Below are 15,229 nucleotides of genomic sequence, written 5' to 3' on the forward strand. Positions count from 1 at the left end.
GACCGGTCGGGCGTTACCGTCCGGCGCCCGTCAGAGCGCTTGAGACGGAATGATCGTCCGACCTCGGGCGTAGGGATCAGGCCGCGTTGTGGGTCTTGCCCGGCTCGGCACCGGGTACGGGCAGCACCACCGGCGTCGCCGTGCCGGATGCCATCGGCCCGACGCTTTTCATGGGAGCGGGAGAGGTCGAAGCGGGCGGGACGGCGATCGGCTCCGGCGCGGCCTCGGGCGCCGACGAGGAGAGTTCCGCCAGCCCGTCCTCGTCCGCGCCGGACGGAGGAGCCAGGACGTCGGTGGGCGTCTTCCAGACGAAGGCGTCGAGACGGCCGGTCACCGGCGACACCGGACCCCAGGTCTCCGAGGCGACCCCGTCTGCGATCCACAGGGGGTCGCGGCGGGCACGCGTGGCGCGCGCCAGCCATTCCCTGGCGCGACCGGAGGCGGGCCCGTGCTCGACCTCCTCGATCCGCGCCATGGCGAGGCAGGCGCGAACCGTCGGCTGGTCGGACAGCAGCGGCGCCAGCGTCTCGCGCGCCTTGGCGAAATCCTTCGCGTCGAACGCGGCCTGGACCATGGCGAGGCGGGCCTCCGCATCCCACGACGAGATCCGGGCCAGCGTCTCGGCACGGGCCATCCGGTCGCGCACCGAATCGCCGGTGCGCAGGTTCATGTAGGTCTTGGCCAGATCCGGATGCGGGTTGGCACGCCAGGCCGCCTCGACGATCTTGGCGGCTTTCTTCAGGTCGCCGCGCCGTGCCAGCAGACGCCCGGCCAGCGCCGCGGCCGGCACCAGTTCCGGCGCGAGCTTGACGGCCTGGAGCACCCGCTCGGTCGCCGCTTCCGGCTCACCGGCTTCCCGGGTCTGGGCGGCCGCCGTGAGGAGGACGGCGCGCTGGCGCCGCGACACGGATCTGTCGACGAGTCCGAGGGCGGCGCGACGCTCCACGGTCTCGGTGGCCGCACCCCAGTCGCCATCGGCACATTGGGCTTCGAGGACGGCCTCGTTGGCCCAGGTCACGCTGGGCGCCAGCCGCGCGGCCTCGGTGGCGTAGGCCCGGGCCGCGGTCTCGTCCGACCGGCGGCGCGCTTCGACGAACAGCCCCCGCAGGCCGAGGACCCGCGTCTCGGGATCGTTGACCATCCGCTGGAAGGCATGCTCGGCCGCCTCGCGGTCACCGGAGATCTGCGCCGCCTGGGCCTTCAACAGGAGGGCCAGCGGCTCGGCGCCGAGCAGGCGCTCGGCATCGCCGGCATGGCGCTTGGCCGCCAGGGGATCGCCCGATCCCACCGCGACCATCCCGCGCGACAGGGCCGAGAAGCCCTTGGCCCGGCGCCGGTCGCGCGAGCCGCGCACCAGGGCGTCCGGCAGGGTGATGAGCCCCCGCACGATCGCCCAGACGAAGCCGATCGCGATGGACGCGACGAGAACGCCGATGAGGGCGATGGCGAGGCTGGTGGCCACCTCGTAGCCGTTCCAGACGATCGTGACCGACCCGGGTCGGTCGGCGATCCAGACGGCGCCGAAGGCGGCAAGGGCGAGAAGGGCCAGGAAGGCGAGGGCACGCCACATGGGATCAGATACTCCTGGGAGCGGTGCCGCTGGCGCAGGCCACGCTGAAATCGGATGCCGGGGGTGCGAGCACCCCTTTGTGGCAAGGCGAACGACCGGGTGAGGCCTGGGTCAACGGGGTGACGGCGCGGATAGTCCCTTGAAGGCGTCCGACAGCAGGGCCTGGGCGGCCTCGCCGGCCGCGGCACGGGAAGCGAGCTTGGTGCCGAAATCGCCGGCTGAGGCCCTCGCCGCCTCGGGCATCGCGGCAAAGGCTTTGGCCGCTTCCGCGATGGCGCCACGGTCGAGGGCGGCCTGGACGGCCACGGTCGGATCGGTGTCCTGCGCGGCCTCGCTCGCCGGCGTGTCGACCTTGCGAACCTGCACGATCGACCCGGCCATGCTCATCAGACGCTGGCTGATGTCGCCGGTGTCGGCCACCGACTTCGCCTGGGCGGCCTTGCGGGCGGCCGACATCCTGTCGGCGATGGCGCGGAACTCGGTCGCCAGGGTGCGCGCGGTGGGAGCGCCCTTGTCGGCGAACACCGCCACGGCGGTGAGCTTGGCCGGATCGCCCGGCTCGAAGTTGCGCAGCGACGCCAGCGCGTCGGCATAGGGAGCGCCCGTGGACAGCGCGGTGGCGATCCTGTCGGCGGAGACGACCCGCAACGCCGCCTGGACGGTGCCGGCATCGGCGCGTTCCGACACCGCCTTGTCGAGGCCGGCGAGACGGTCCGATTGCGCCTGGAGCTGGCGTGCCACCGCCTTGGCGGCCTCCTCGGCCTGGGCCTTGTTGGCATCCACGGCCTTCTGGCTCGCCTCCGTCACGGACTGGACGGCTTCGGTGGCCGCCTTCACGCGCTCGTCCAGGCTCGACTGCAGGGCCGCGAGCTTCTGGCCGAGAGCCTGCGCGGCTTCGGCGTTCGCCTTGGTCCGGCTGTCGACGTCGCCCTGGAGCGTGGTGATCCTGGCATTCAGGTCCGCCTGCCCGGTCGGCGCCTTGGCGACGCCGTCGATCTTGCCTTCCACCGCCTTGAGGCGCTCGTCGAGCTTGGTCACCTGTTCGGGGAGCACGCCGGGTGCGGTCAGCGCGGCCCTGGCATCCACGGACTGGTCGCGGCCCGGCTCCTCCTGCAGGGCGGCGAGGCGCTGGTCGAGGCCGTCGATCCGCGCGGTGAGTTCGGGCGGGATCGTAGCGGTTGCCGGGGATCCCTCCGCCGCCGGAGCGGTCGGCGACGCACTCGCCTTCTGGAGCGCTTCGCGGGCGGCGGTTTCGGCATTGCGAACCGCATCGGGCAGCGGCTTGAGCGCGGCTTCGTTGCCGGCGATGCGCTTGTCGAGGCTCGCCAGGGCATCGCGCGACGCGAGCGTGCCCACCGTCTGGTCGAGGGCTGCCAGACGGCCGGCGAGGTCGCCGTTCGCGGTGGGAAGGACGCCCGCGCGCTCGACGCCGAACAGCAGTCCGGCCCCGATCACGCCGCCGATCAGCCCCGCAGCCGCCATAGAGCCGAAACCGGCGCCGCCGCTGCGAACCGGGACGGGCTTGGGTTCGGATGCCGACGCGGTCCGCTGTCCGGCCTCCGACGACGGCGGCTTGGTCCCGGACGACGTGGCGCCGCTCGAGGTAGAGGCGCTCGGAGTGGAGGCGCTCGACGTCGCACCGGCGACGGATGCCGCTGTCTTCGGTCCGGTCGCAGACGTCTTGTCGGTGGTCTCGCGCCGGGTCGCATCGCCCGCGTCCGGAACGCGTCGCGCCTTCAGATCGATGATCGGTCCATCCGCAGCGTCGCCGCCGGCACGTCCGGTGGTGCCGAATGCGGACGGCTTGGCCGGATCGGGTTTCGCACCATCGGCCTTGGAGGTGTCCACTTTCGAGGTGTCGGGCTTGGTGGGGTCGGGCTTGGTGGGGTCGGACTTCGCGGGATCGGACTTCGCGGCGTCTGCCTTCGACGTACCCATCTTGGCTGCATCGGCCGTGGCCGATGTCGAAGCACCTGGCTTGGTATCCGGCTTCGCCGGCTCCGACGGCAGGACACCGGGCTTCTGCGTGGCGCCGGGCACCGGCGAGGCGGTGGACCCCGACGGGCCGCCGCTGCCGGTCGACGAAGCTCCCGTCGGTCCCGAGGCGCCGGCCGGGCCGGCCTGCGTCGCGGATTTCGGGCCATCGGCCTTCACGGGTTCGACCTTGCCGGGTCCGGTGGGCGACGAGGCTCCGGTGGGTGCGGCACCCGAAACCGTGGGGCCGGGCCGTCCCAGGTCCGGCTTGCCGGCTTCCGACTTGCCCACTTCGGTCTTGCCGGCGTCCGTTCCGGTCGGGTCGGGCCGCGACGAAGAGCCGGTCGCACCCGCACCGGTTGTCCCCTGCTGCGCCGAGGAGCCGGGTGAGGTCCGGTTCGAATCGTTGATGGGTGGCTTCACGAGACCCTGCTCCCTTCCCGATGCCTGCTCCCCGACCGGGCACGGCGCGAGATCCTCGCTGCGCGGCCCGGCGCGGGCAGTCTTGATTCTGTTGCCCGTCCTAGCACCACGAGGCTTGCCGGAGCGAGACCGTATCTCAAACGTCGTTCGCCAAACCTGCCAGGAGGTCGTCTTCGCTCGGCCGGGCCGCGATGAAATGGATGCGCCCGCCGGCCGCAACCAGGGGCGCGGCCACGTCCGCCGACAGGCAGTAATGCTTGAGCGCCCGGAAGGCTCCCCCGCGACCCGCAGAGATCGCCAGCGCCAGCGCCACCTCCGCACTCCGGCGCGAGTAATGCAGTGCCGCCGCGATGGGCTCACCCTGCCCTTCCGCCAGGGCCGTGGCGACCGGGGCCGGCAGGGCGGCAGCGGCGGTCATGCCGTAGGACACGTGGATCGCGACCGCGTAGCCCGCCCGCTCCAGCGAGAGGCCGGGCTCGGCCTTGCGCTCCGCTCCGGCGAGGTGGAGCAGGCGGCAGGGCGGCCTCAGCGTCGCCGCGACGAGCCGCACGAGGTCGGCGGCATCCCCGCCCGCGTCGAGGACGGATCGGAAGCCGCGATCCCTGGCGGCCTGCGCGGTGCGGCCGCCGACGCAGAAGACGGGGGTCGTCCCGTCGCCGGGCAGGGCCGGCCCGGGCAGGGCGAGGATCGCGCTCGCGCTCGTCACCACCAGTCCGTCGAACCGCCCGTCAGGCGGCGCGTCGCCGGTGGTCGCCAGCATCAGCACCGGCGCGACGAGCGGATCGTGCCCGAGCGCGCTGACGCGCGCGGCCGTGCGGGACGCGCCGGGCTCCGGCCGCGCGATCCAGACCCTCATGCTCCCCGACCCCGGTGCGACCCCTCGGACCGGGAGACCCTGTGCGACCGCCCGGCCGATGGCAAGGCGACCCACCGGCGTCGATTCCGGCTGCGTTGCCCTGCGGCATGCTCGGGCGATAGAACGGGGGCCGGCCAGACCCAGCCGCAGCGGACACCACGCATCCATGATCGTCCTCGGCATCGAGACCACCTGCGACGAGACGGCGGTCGCCGTCGTCAGCCCCGGCGAGGGCGGGCGCGGGCGCATCCTCGCCAACGAGATCCTCAGCCAGATCGCCGAGCACGCGGCCTATGGCGGCGTCGTGCCCGAGATCGCGGCCCGCGCCCATGTGGAGGTGCTCGACCGGCTGATCCTGCGCGCCCTCGACCGGGCCGGGCTCAGCCTGGCGCAGATGGACGGCATCGCCGTGGCCGCGGGACCCGGCCTGATCGGCGGCGTCCTGATCGGCCTCGTCACCGCCAAGACCCTGGTCCTCGTGACCCGCAAGCCGCTGCTGGCGGTCAACCACCTCGAGGCGCACGCGCTCACCGCGCGCCTCACCGACGGCATCGGCTTCCCCTACCTGCTGCTGCTCGCCTCGGGCGGCCATACCCAGCTCGTGGCGGTGAGGGGGGTCGGCGACTACGTGCGCCTCGGCACCACCATCGACGACGCTATCGGCGAGGCCTTCGACAAGGTCGCCAAGCTTTTGGGCCTCGGCTACCCCGGCGGGCCCGAAGTCGAGCGACTGGCCGAGACCGGCGACCCCGAGCGGTTCGCCCTGCCGCGGCCGATGCTGGGACGGCGCGAGGCCAACTTCTCCCTGTCCGGCCTCAAGACCGCCCTGCGGATCGAGGCCGAGCGCATCGCCCCGTTGGCGCAAAACGACATCGCCGATCTCTGCGCGAGCTTCCAGGCGGCGGTGGTCGACGTCACCGTCGACCGCCTCCGGGTGGCGCTGCGGGACTTCGGGGCCGTCGCCGGCCATCCCACCGCCCTGGTGGCGGCCGGGGGGGTCGCCGCCAACGGCGCGATCCGGCGGGCGCTGGCGACCCAGGCCGGCGAGGCCGGACTCGCCTTCGTGGCACCGCCCCTGGCCCTCTGCGGCGACAACGGCGCCATGATCGCCTGGGCCGGCATCGAACGCCTGCGCCTCGGGCTCGTCGACGACCTCACCGCGCCGGCCCGCGCCCGCTGGCCCTTCGCCGAGGCGGCGGTGGCCTCGGCGTGAGCCCGGGGGATGACGAGCCCGGCCTCCGGTCGCGCTGGCGCGACCTCGTCGAGCGGCGCCTGCCCGAGGCCGCGCCCCGGCGGCCGGACTGGCCGGTGGACCGCGATCACTGTTTCGCCCGCATCCTCCTCGACAACGCCTGCGGCGGACCGTGGCGGGCGTTCGTGGCGGCACCGGCCTGGGCCAACACGCCGGCCGACGACCTCTCGCGCGCCGTGGACCTCGGCGAGGCCGTGCTGGCGGGCAAGGCCGATCTCGCGCTCCTGAACCGGCGCTCGCTGGGCTTTCGCGGCAAGCTGAGAACGAAGCCCGTGCCGGCCTGCCTGCACGAGGGCGACCTCACCCTGCGCCGCTGGTCCCCCGCCGACGATGACGCCTTCGCCGCCCTCAACGCCGATGCCGAGGTGATGCGCTTCTTCCCCGCCCCGCGATCGCGCGGCGACAGCCTCGCCGAGGCCCGTGCCCACGACCGGCGGTTCGCGGCCGACGGCTTCGGCCCTTGGGTCCTCGACTGCGCGGACGAGGGCGTCGTCGGTTTCGTCGGCGGCCTGCGCCTCATGCGGCCGATGCCCTTTTCCGGTGCCGAGCGGCCCGGCCACGTCGTGGAGGTCGTCTGGCGGCTGGCACGGTCCGCCTGGGGCCGGGGGCTCGCCACCCGAGCGGCGCGGCTGGCCCTCGCCGACCTGTTCGGCCGCTGCGGTGTCGCTGCCGCCGTGGCCTTCACGGCCGCCGGCAACGCGCCGTCGCGACGGATGATGGAGCGGCTCGGCATGGCGCCGGCGGGCGAGTTCGCCCATCCGGCCCTGCCGCCGGATGACCGCCTGGCGCCGCACGTGCTCTACCGCGTGTCGGCGGCCGACTTTTCGGCGGGGAGCATGAGCCCATGAACCATGAACCCATGAGCGACGAGGTGGCGGTCATCGGCGGCGGTGCCTGGGGCACGGCGCTGGCCAACGCGGCGGCGGTGGCGGGCCGGCCCGTAACCCTGTGGTTGCGCGACGGCGAGGCCGCCGTACGCCTCCAGGAAACCCGCGAGAACGCCCGCTACCTGCCGGGCGTGCCCTTGCACGACCGCATCCGCGCCACCGCCGATGCGCGGGCCCTGGGCGGGGCCGGCATCGTCCTCGCCGTCGTCCCCGCCCAGACCCTGCGCGGGGTGCTGGCCGGCCTGGCACCGGCGCTGGACCCCGGCGCGGCCGTCGTGCTCTGCGCCAAGGGGATCGAGCGCGGCAGCGACGCCTTCATGAGCGCGGTCGCCGCCGAGGTCCTTGGCGACGGGGCCGCCGTGGCGGTGCTCTCGGGTCCGAGCTTTGCGGCCGACGTCGCCCGCGGATTGCCCACCGCCGTCACCCTGGCGGCCCGCGACGCGGCGCTCGCGGCGCGGTTGTCCGGTTCCCTGTCGGGGCCGACCCTTCGCCTCTACCACACCGACGACGTGCGCGGCGTCGAGATCGGCGGGGCCGGCAAGAACGTGCTCGCCATCGCGTCCGGCATCGTCGCCGGGCGTGGCCTCGGTGAGAGCGCGCGTGCGGCCCTGATCGCCCGGGCCTTCGCCGAACTGATGCGGTTCGCCCGCAGCTTCGGCGCCCGCCCCGAGACCCTGATGGGCCTGTCGGGCCTCGGCGACCTTGTGCTCACCGCCTCCTCCTCGCAGTCGCGCAATTTCGCCTTCGGCGAGCGCCTGGGGCGGGGCGCCTCGCCGCAAGAGGCCTCCGGCGGCAAGCTCGCCGAGGGTGCCTTCACGGCGGCCGCCCTCGTCGGTCTGGCGCGCCGAAACGGGATCGAGATGCCGGTGGCCGAGGCCGTGGCGGGCATCGTCGCGGGCAGCGCCAGCGTCGACCAGGTGGTCGCGGCCCTGCTCGCCCGGCCGCTGCGGGGGGAAGCGGAATGACCGCCGGCCCGCTCCACGCCTTCCTCGCGCGATCCGGACGCGACGGCGCGGGCCGGCCGCTCGACGCCGTGGTCGCCTTCGACGACGCCCATATCGAAGGCGTCCACGACTTCATCCAGTGGTGCTTTCCCCTGCCGGAGGCGAGCCGCGCCGTCCCCGGCGCGCCGGTGCTCACCGCCGCCGAGGCCGAGGCCATCCGCGCCGACCCCGCTGCCCGAGCCGGGCTGCTGGCCGCCCTCGACCGGATGACGCGGTTCTACGCCGGGACCGATGGATGGCTTCGCGCCTGCGATCACAACCACCTGCGCATCAGCCGGATCATCGCGGCCACCCGCGATCTCGTCGGCCAGGAAGCGGCGGCGGCCTTCCACGCCTTCGTTCTCGACCGCAACCGCGACGCCGGATCGCCGATCAACCGCGACAGCCTGCGCTACTGGGATCGGGCCCTCGCGGGGGCCTGACGGCCACGCTGTCCGGCGTTAGGTAGGCGCGACCGTTTCGAGGACACCGATGGCTCACTGGCTCTTCAAATCCGAACCCGCGACGTGGTCCTGGGACCAGCAGGTGGCGGCCGGCGAGGCCGGGACGCATTGGAACGGGGTGCGCAACCACGGCGCCAAGCTGCATCTCCAGGCGATGAAGGTCGGCGACCGGGGCTTCTTCTACCATTCCAACGAGGGCAAGGCGGTGGTGGGGATCGTGTCGGTCGTCCGCCCCTACTACCCGGACGATTCCGATCCCACCGGCCGCTTCGGCATGGTCGACGTCAAGGCCGTGGAGGCGCTGGCCAAGCCCGTCACCCTGCAGGCGATCAAGGCCGAGCCGCGTCTGGCCGCCATGGTGCTCGTCAACAACTCGCGGCTGTCGGTGCAGCCGGTCAGCGAGGAGGAATGGGGGATCGTGTGCGGGATGGGGGGCCTATGACACCCCCGGTCTTCACGACCCCAGAAGCTTCATGAAGGCTGCGGCGGCTCCGAAAATAGCGGCGCCGGCGGCCATTCCGGCAAACCCGATCGAGACGGGTGCCAAGGCGCGATCGCGCAAAAGCTTGTCGGATTCCGTTGCCAGCTTGATCCGCTCGGCCATGAGCTTGTCGGCCTCGGCAGCGAGCTTGGCCTGTTCCGCCATCAGTTTACGCTGTTCGGCGACGAACTTTTCCGTCTCGGCATTCGACCGCAGCACGCGTGCGACCTGCTCGGCCATGTCGAGTGGATCGTTTGGAGAAGCCGTACTCGCCATCGCATTCGTCCCTCGATCGGACGACGATCGTCCTTTGGACAGGGTCTGAGGATGATAGATCGAGTACGGCCCAGCAAGGCTTGTCGGGTGTGGCCTTCGACGCCTCGCCGACTCCGTTTGGCTCGTCCACAGCGTAGGCGCGCCCTCACCCCTGACGCTGCGCCTGGGTCACCGCGATGTGGATCAGTTCCGCCAGCGTCCGCACGCCGAGCTTCTGGCGCATCTGGGAGCAGGCGTTCGTGATCGTCTTGTAGCTCACCGAGAGTTCGCTCGCGATGGTGCCGTAGGCCTTGCCCTGCGCCAGCCGGGACAGGATCTCGCGCTCGCGCGGGGTGAGCTGGGCCTCGGGCGTGCGGCGGGGCGCCATGCGCAGCATCGCGACCTCGGTGGCGAGGCGCCGGTCGAGGTGCGGTTCGCCCGCCCGCACCCGCGCGAAGGCCTCGAACAGTTCGGCCGAGGCGTGGTCCTTCAGGACGTAGCCCAACGCTCCGGCTTCCAGGGCGCGGGCGACGATCACGGGATCGTTGTGCATGCTGAAGACCAGGATGCGCACCTGCGGCGAGGCCCGGCGCATCCGGCGGATCAGGTCGAGGCCGGCGAGGCCGCTGCCCTGGAAGGTGAGGTCGCAGATCACCGCCGCCGGCCGCAGGCGGTGGAACAGGCGGTAGCCGGCCAGCACGCTGGTCGCCTCTGCGATCGCCTCGATCCCTGCATCCTCCAGCACGCGCCGGCAGCCCTGCAGGACGATGGGGTGGTCGTCGATCACGAGGACGCGCTCGTGGGTCGTGGTGATGGCGTTCATGCGGGCGTTGCCGAAACCGTCTCCTCGCCCCGCTCGGGATCGATCGGGATCGAGATCCGCACAACCGCTCCCGGTGTGGCCGTGTCAAGCCGAAAGTCGCCGCCGAGTGCCTCGACCCGCTCGCGCATCCCCGACAAACCGAACCCGATGCGATGATCCGGGGGCACGCCGGCGCCGTCGTCGGTGACGGTGACGCGCAGCCGCCCGTCGTCCTCGCCGGCCTGCGCAAACACATGGCGGGCGTCGCCGTGGCGCACGGCGTTGGTCATGCTCTCCTGGATGCAGCGGAACACGGTGAGGTCGACGAGATCGCCGTAACCCTGCCCCAGAGCCGCGAACTCGCCCGAGAACCGCGTTTCGGGATGGCGGCGGGAGAAGTCGCTCAGGAGCAGGTCGAGGCAATTGGGCAGCGGGACCTGCCCGAGGCCGTGCGGGCGCAGGCGGTTGAGGAGGTCGCGGTTCAGGGCCTGGACCTGGCCGACGATGGTGCTGATGTCGTGGGCGCGGGCGGCCAGACGCGGCCGGTCGGGCTCGCCGGCGCCTTCCGCGATCCGGCTCACCGAGGCGGCGTTGGCCTCCAGGGCGAACAGGCAGGGGCCGAACTCGTCGTGCAGTTCGAGCGCGGTGCGGCGGCGCTCGTCGTCCTGCGCGGTGAGGAGCTGGCGGTTGAGGCGGCCGTTGGCGGCCCGTACCTCCTCCAAAGCCTGCGCGACGCGGTTGAAGCGGTCGGTGATGACCGCGACCTCCCGCGAGCCGGATGGAGCGAGGCGCACGGCGTAATCCTGCCGCTCGAGCTGGGTGAGGCCGTCGGCCAGCCGCCCGAGGGGGGCCAGCACCCGCCCGAGCGCCACGTAGAGGGCGGCCAGGAGGGCGAGGTTGAGGCACAGGCTGGCCAGCGACAGGGACGTGGCATAGCCCCAGATCTCGTCGATCTCGTCGCGGGGCTCCGTGGTGATCCGCGCGGTGCCGATCCGCTCGGTCCCCACGACGATCGGCAGTTCGTGGCGTTGCACCGGCGGCGCGATCAGGGCCGCGAACCACGCCGGGGCCGCATAGCGGTCGCGCCGCACCGACGGCCCGGTGGCGAGGCTTCGGCCCTGCGCGTCGAACAGGCCGACGCGGACATGGCGCAGGGCCTGGAAGCGCAGGTCGAGGGTGCGCAGCAGGCTGCCCGGAGCCTCGGCCTGGGCGAGGCCGACCGTATCGCTCACGAGCGGCTCCACGGTGGCGAGGGACGCCTCCATCTCCACCGTGACCGCGGAGCGGGCGTTGACGACGACGATGCCGATGGAGACGAGGGCGGCGATGGCGTCGATCGCCAGGACCACGGCGATCATTCGCGTGCGCGTGGCCCAGGTGGTCCAGAAGCGCGGCGCGGCCGGCGTCGCCGGATGCGATGCGTCGGCGGGACCGGGGGAGGACATGGCGTTCATCGGGGATGCTTGTACCCCAGTGCCGGCGGTACGAAAGTCCGTGATGCGGGAGGGCGAGACATGACGACGGAGCGCCGCGACGTCGCCGACCTGCTGGCCACGGCCCTGGCCGACCCCGCCGTGACCTGGAGCCTCGGCGGCTTCGGCGCGCTGGCGACGTTTTCGCGAGGGTCCTGCGAGCCTGTCGCCTGGCTCGACGACGGTCGCCTCGGCCTCGTCACGGCCCGTGGCGGCATCGCTCTCGTGCCGGACCGTATCGTGCCCGTCGCCTACGAAACCGCCTTCGGTACCGCCTGGAGCCACACGGTCGCCCTGTGCCTGCCCGAGGCGTCCTGCCCCGCTTCCCCCCGGTCGAGGGTCACGGAATGCGGCCCCGACCGCGAGGCGCTGAGGCCCCAGGACCGCGGTGCCATCCTGTTCGACGGCGGGCTCGGGCTCAGGCAGGCGGCGATCGGCCTGCGTAGCGACATCCCGGCCGCGGTGGCGGCCCTGCGCCTGGCCTGCGGCGAGCCCCGCGCCCTCTCGAACCTGCGGCAATCGCCGGCACCCACGCATCGGGTCGCGACATCCCCCGGCGGTCGCATCGAGATCTTCTGCGCGGGCGACGGGCCGCGCCTGTTCGCCGACGAAACCGTCCTGAGGGCCGCGCGGACCCATGCCGCGACGGCGCCGATCCCGCCCGGCCTCGTGCCCTTCGCGCATCTGCATCCGCCCGCCAGCCTGGATCGGAGCGGGCCCGATCCAGGCGTCCATCGCGACCGGCACGAGGCGTTTCAAGCCCTTCTCCGGCGCTGGGGCGTGCCCGAACTGGTGGACCTGAAGGAGGCCCTGGCGCGCGGGGCGCCGATGCCCGCGGCCGCAGGACGCCATGCCCGCATGGTCGCCAAGGTCGTGGCGGCCCAGAGTGCAGCCCGTCTCCCTTGAGCCGAATCGCTCCGACCGCGCGGATTCGATCGCGATTCGGCCGGACAAGTCGTGGTTGGTGATCCCTCGTTAAACCTGTGGACGTAATTCAGATTCGTGGTGCACCGGTCGCGGCGGTGACTGTGCGATCCCGGCTCGACATCTTGACGCCCCATTGAGCGTGGCACGAATGCCAGTCCCGTTTCTGGACGGCGAGCGTTCGAGCGATGGGTTCCGTATCCGCGCGTTTTCGTGGTCGGCCGGTATCGGTCAAGCACGTTCGGTTGGTTCGAGGGTGATCCCGATGATGTCCGTGACGATCGACCCTTCCGAGACACGCCGGCCGTCCGAGACACGCCGCGTCGCGCCGGCCCGTGGGGCGAGGCCGTCGCCCGCGCTTCGCACGATCGTCCTGGCCGGCCTTGGAGGCCTCGGGCTGATCGGGTTCTCGGTGGCGGCCTATTCGACGCTCGGGCAACTCGCCGGACCGCAGCTGGCCAAGGCCACGATCGGGCGGCAGGCCTCGGCGTGGCCCGATCTCAAGGACGGGCTTCCCGCCGTGGTTCCGCCGGCCGGGCAGGCCCAGCCGGTCACTGTCCCCCCGGTTCCCGCCCCTCCGGTTGCAGGTCCTCCGGTTTCCGTCCCTCGCGAAGAGCCCGCGGCACGCGCCGCCGCGCCGGCGGCACCGCCGCGTCGGGCCTTGCCGCAGATGGAGGTCGCCGGCGTGGTCGACGTGTTGCGCGTCGCGCCGCTGGTGACGACCGCCCGGACCGCGGCCCTCGTCGCCCCGCGACCGGGCGAGACGGTACGGGCTCGGTCGGCCGAGGCGACGTCCCCGGCCCCCGAGCCCGCCGCATCCCCGGCACCACGGCCCGCGAAGAAGGTCGCCGTGGCGAGCCCGCGTCCGAAGCCGGCGGCGGGTGTGGCCGCGGCGCCCGCCGCCGAGGCCCCTCCCCCGCCGGTGGCGCCCGAGGCGGAGGAGACCGAGGTGTTCGGTCTCAAGGTGCCGACCCTCGCCGCGAGCGGACGCAAGCTCGTCGAAGGCGTGCAGTCCCTCGGCGACGCGGTCGCCAAGCAGTTCTGAGCCGACGCCGTACGGCTCGGCGAGGCCCAACCTTCAGCGCAGCTTTGCCCTCAGCGGGGCTTGCGTGGCGCCTTGGCGGCGACCCGCTCGTGACGGGCGGCACGCGGGCTCTTGAAGCCCTTGGGGCCCTCGTGCCTCGGGCCGTCGGCCCGTGGCCCCCTCGCCTCGGCGGCAGGCTCCCCGTCGAGGAGCGCTTCCACCTGGATCTCGGGCGAGCCGTTCTTGGAAAACGCCGCGGCGAAACGCGAGGCCGCGCCGCCGCGGACCTCGAACTTGGTCTCGCGCTCGAAGATGCGGATGGCGCCGATCTCCTGGCGGCCGATCCCGCCGCGGCGGGTCAGCATCGGCAGGAGGCGGCGGGGGTCGGCGTTGTCGCGCCGGCCGAGGTTGAGCCGGAACCAGACCGAGGGCCCCTCGGCGTCGATCCGGGCGGTGTCGGCGGGATCGTAGACCGGCCGCTCGGAGCGCCGCGCGGGGCCGGCACCGGGATCGGTGACGTCCTCGGGGGCCGGCAGGCGCGAGCGGTAGATGCGGGCCAGCGCCGCCGCCAGCTCCTGCGGCGTGCGCTGGGCGAGCAGGGCCTCGCCCATGGCGACGTCCTCCTCGCTGGCGGCCTCCGTGAAGATCGGGTCCTGCCACATGCGTTCGCCGTCGAGGCGCCGGATCTCGTCGGCCGTCGGCGGCGCGTCCCATTCGGCGGTGATCTTGGCGATCATCAGCATCTGCTCGGCCCGCCGGCGCTTCGAGGCCGGGACCAGGAGCACGCTGGTGCCCTTGCGCCCGGCCCGGCCGGTGCGGCCGGAGCGGTGCTGCAGCACCTCCGCGTCGTTGGGCAGGTCGGCGTGGACCACCAGGGTGACGGTGGGCAGGTCGATGCCGCGGGCGGCGACGTCGGTGGCGACGCAGACCCTGGCGCGGCCGTCGCGCAGAGCCTGGAGGGCGGCGTTGCGCTCGCCCTGGCCGAGTTCGCCCGACAGGGCCACCGCCGAGAAGCCGCGCTCGGTCAGCCCGGCCTGAAGGTGGCGCACCGCGTTGCGGGTGTTGCAGAAGACGATGGCGGTGGGCGCATCGACCACGCGCAGCGTGTTGACGACGACGTGCTCGATCTCGCGCGGCAGCACCCGGATCGCCCGGTAGGCGATGTCCGCGTGGCCGCGCTCCTGGCCCTTCACGGCGATGCGCAGGGCGTCGCGCTGGTAGCGCTCGGCCAGGGTGGCGATGGCCTTGGGCAGGGTCGCGGAAAACAGGAGGGTGCGACGCTCCTTCGGCGTCACCGACAGGATGAACTCGAGGTCCTCGCGGAATCCGAGATCGAGCATCTCGTCGGCCTCGTCGAGGACGACCGCGCGCAGGGCGTCGGTGGCGAGGTTGCGGCGCTCCAGGTGATCGCGCAGGCGGCCCGGCGTGCCGACGACGATGTGCGCGCCCTCCTGCAGGGCGCGGCGCTCGCGCTGCGGGTCCATGCCGCCGACGCAGGCGATCACCCGCGCGTTGGTCTCGGCGTAGAGCCAGGAGAGTTCGCGCTGCACCTGCAGGGCGAGTTCGCGGGTCGGCGCGATCACGAGGGCGAGGGGCGCGCCGGCGGCGCCGAGCGTCTCGGCATCGTCGAGGAGGTCGGCGGCAAAGGCGAGGCCGTAGGCGACGGTCTTGCCGGAGCCGGTCTGGGCCGAGACCAGGAGGTCGCGGCCGGCGGCCGCCGCTTCGATCACGGCGCTCTGGACGGGCGTCGGGTCCTCGTAGTCGCGCGAGGTCAGGGCGCGCGCGAGCGGGGCCGGCATGGTCGGAAAGGACACGGGGCAGAAGCCTTCAGGGGCTGACGAGGTCGGACCACGCCCTGACGA

At 73.1% G+C, this 15,229-nt stretch carries 14 protein-coding genes; 7 read left to right on the top strand and 7 right to left on the bottom strand.

The window, feature by feature from the left end; genetic code table 11:
* Positions 1–76: 76 nt before the first annotated feature.
* The 3 genes from ASG59_RS07790 to ASG59_RS07800 form a co-directional block, all read right to left on the bottom strand.
* Positions 77–1,570: a heme biosynthesis HemY N-terminal domain-containing protein gene (locus tag ASG59_RS07790; RefSeq protein WP_056407893.1), complete on the bottom strand. Its 1,494-nt coding sequence runs from the start codon at positions 1,568–1,570 to the stop codon at positions 77–79.
* 111 nt (positions 1,571–1,681) lie between these two features.
* Complete coding sequence (locus tag ASG59_RS07795) at positions 1,682–3,967, bottom strand: hypothetical protein (RefSeq protein WP_056407903.1); 2,286 nt, start codon at positions 3,965–3,967, stop codon at positions 1,682–1,684.
* 136 nt (positions 3,968–4,103) lie between these two features.
* Positions 4,104–4,823 carry a uroporphyrinogen-III synthase gene (locus ASG59_RS07800; protein WP_056407908.1) on the bottom strand — a complete coding sequence of 240 codons (720 nt, stop codon included), beginning with the start codon at positions 4,821–4,823 and terminating at the stop codon, positions 4,104–4,106.
* Positions 4,824–4,989: 166 nt separating this feature from the next.
* Here ASG59_RS07800 and tsaD point away from each other — a divergent pair, with 166 nt between their 5' ends.
* From tsaD to ASG59_RS07825, 5 genes are read left to right on the top strand one after another with little or no spacing between them, the layout of a single operon-like run.
* Entirely contained in the window at positions 4,990–6,036 is a 1,047-nt protein-coding gene (tsaD, locus tag ASG59_RS07805; RefSeq protein ID WP_056407912.1) for a tRNA (adenosine(37)-N6)-threonylcarbamoyltransferase complex transferase subunit TsaD, read from the top strand.
* Positions 6,033–6,923 carry a GNAT family N-acetyltransferase gene (locus tag ASG59_RS07810; RefSeq protein WP_056407917.1) on the top strand — a complete coding sequence of 297 codons (891 nt, stop codon included), beginning with the start codon at positions 6,033–6,035 and terminating at the stop codon, positions 6,921–6,923. The genes tsaD and ASG59_RS07810 overlap by 4 nt, the downstream gene beginning before the upstream one ends.
* Before the next feature lie 11 nt (positions 6,924–6,934).
* The gene (locus tag ASG59_RS07815) at positions 6,935–7,927 is read left to right on the top strand and encodes an NAD(P)H-dependent glycerol-3-phosphate dehydrogenase (RefSeq protein ID WP_056407920.1); all 993 of its coding nucleotides are present in this window, start codon (positions 6,935–6,937) and stop codon (positions 7,925–7,927) included.
* Positions 7,924–8,388 (top strand): opioid growth factor receptor-related protein, encoded by a 465-nt coding sequence (locus ASG59_RS07820; RefSeq protein ID WP_056407924.1) that lies wholly within the window; start codon positions 7,924–7,926, stop codon positions 8,386–8,388. The genes ASG59_RS07815 and ASG59_RS07820 overlap by 4 nt, the downstream gene beginning before the upstream one ends.
* A gap of 49 nt (positions 8,389–8,437) precedes the next feature.
* The gene (locus ASG59_RS07825) at positions 8,438–8,851 is read left to right on the top strand and encodes an EVE domain-containing protein (protein WP_056407927.1); all 414 of its coding nucleotides are present in this window, start codon (positions 8,438–8,440) and stop codon (positions 8,849–8,851) included.
* 12 nt (positions 8,852–8,863) lie between these two features.
* Here ASG59_RS07825 and ASG59_RS07830 read toward each other — a convergent pair whose 3' ends face one another.
* The 3 genes from ASG59_RS07830 to ASG59_RS07840 all read right to left on the bottom strand — a co-directional run bounded on the left by ASG59_RS07830 (position 8,864) and on the right by ASG59_RS07840 (position 11,392).
* The gene (locus ASG59_RS07830) at positions 8,864–9,130 is read right to left on the bottom strand and encodes a hypothetical protein (protein WP_244475662.1); all 267 of its coding nucleotides are present in this window, start codon (positions 9,128–9,130) and stop codon (positions 8,864–8,866) included.
* A gap of 181 nt (positions 9,131–9,311) precedes the next feature.
* Positions 9,312–9,968 carry a response regulator transcription factor gene (locus tag ASG59_RS07835; protein ID WP_055886011.1) on the bottom strand — a complete coding sequence of 219 codons (657 nt, stop codon included), beginning with the start codon at positions 9,966–9,968 and terminating at the stop codon, positions 9,312–9,314.
* Complete coding sequence (locus ASG59_RS07840) at positions 9,965–11,392, bottom strand: ATP-binding protein (protein ID WP_244475663.1); 1,428 nt, start codon at positions 11,390–11,392, stop codon at positions 9,965–9,967. The genes ASG59_RS07835 and ASG59_RS07840 overlap by 4 nt, the downstream gene beginning before the upstream one ends.
* 69 nt (positions 11,393–11,461) lie before the next feature.
* Here ASG59_RS07840 and ASG59_RS07845 point away from each other — a divergent pair, with 69 nt between their 5' ends.
* Together ASG59_RS07845 and ASG59_RS07850 are read left to right on the top strand one after the other, a co-directional pair.
* On the top strand, positions 11,462–12,325 hold the full coding sequence (locus ASG59_RS07845) for a hypothetical protein (protein WP_056407932.1): 864 nt from the start codon (positions 11,462–11,464) through the stop codon (positions 12,323–12,325).
* A gap of 286 nt (positions 12,326–12,611) precedes the next feature.
* The gene (locus ASG59_RS07850; RefSeq protein WP_244475670.1) at positions 12,612–13,388 is read left to right on the top strand and encodes a hypothetical protein; all 777 of its coding nucleotides are present in this window, start codon (positions 12,612–12,614) and stop codon (positions 13,386–13,388) included.
* Positions 13,389–13,438: 50 nt separating this feature from the next.
* On the opposite strand, the gene ASG59_RS07855 is transcribed toward ASG59_RS07850, so the two are convergent.
* Entirely contained in the window at positions 13,439–15,181 is a 1,743-nt protein-coding gene (locus ASG59_RS07855; RefSeq protein ID WP_055886017.1) for a DEAD/DEAH box helicase, read from the bottom strand.
* Positions 15,182–15,229: the final 48 nt, after the last annotated feature.

It is taken from the genome of Methylobacterium sp. Leaf466 (assembly GCF_001425565.1).
In the GTDB taxonomy this organism is placed as follows: Bacteria; Pseudomonadota; Alphaproteobacteria; order Rhizobiales; family Beijerinckiaceae; genus Methylobacterium.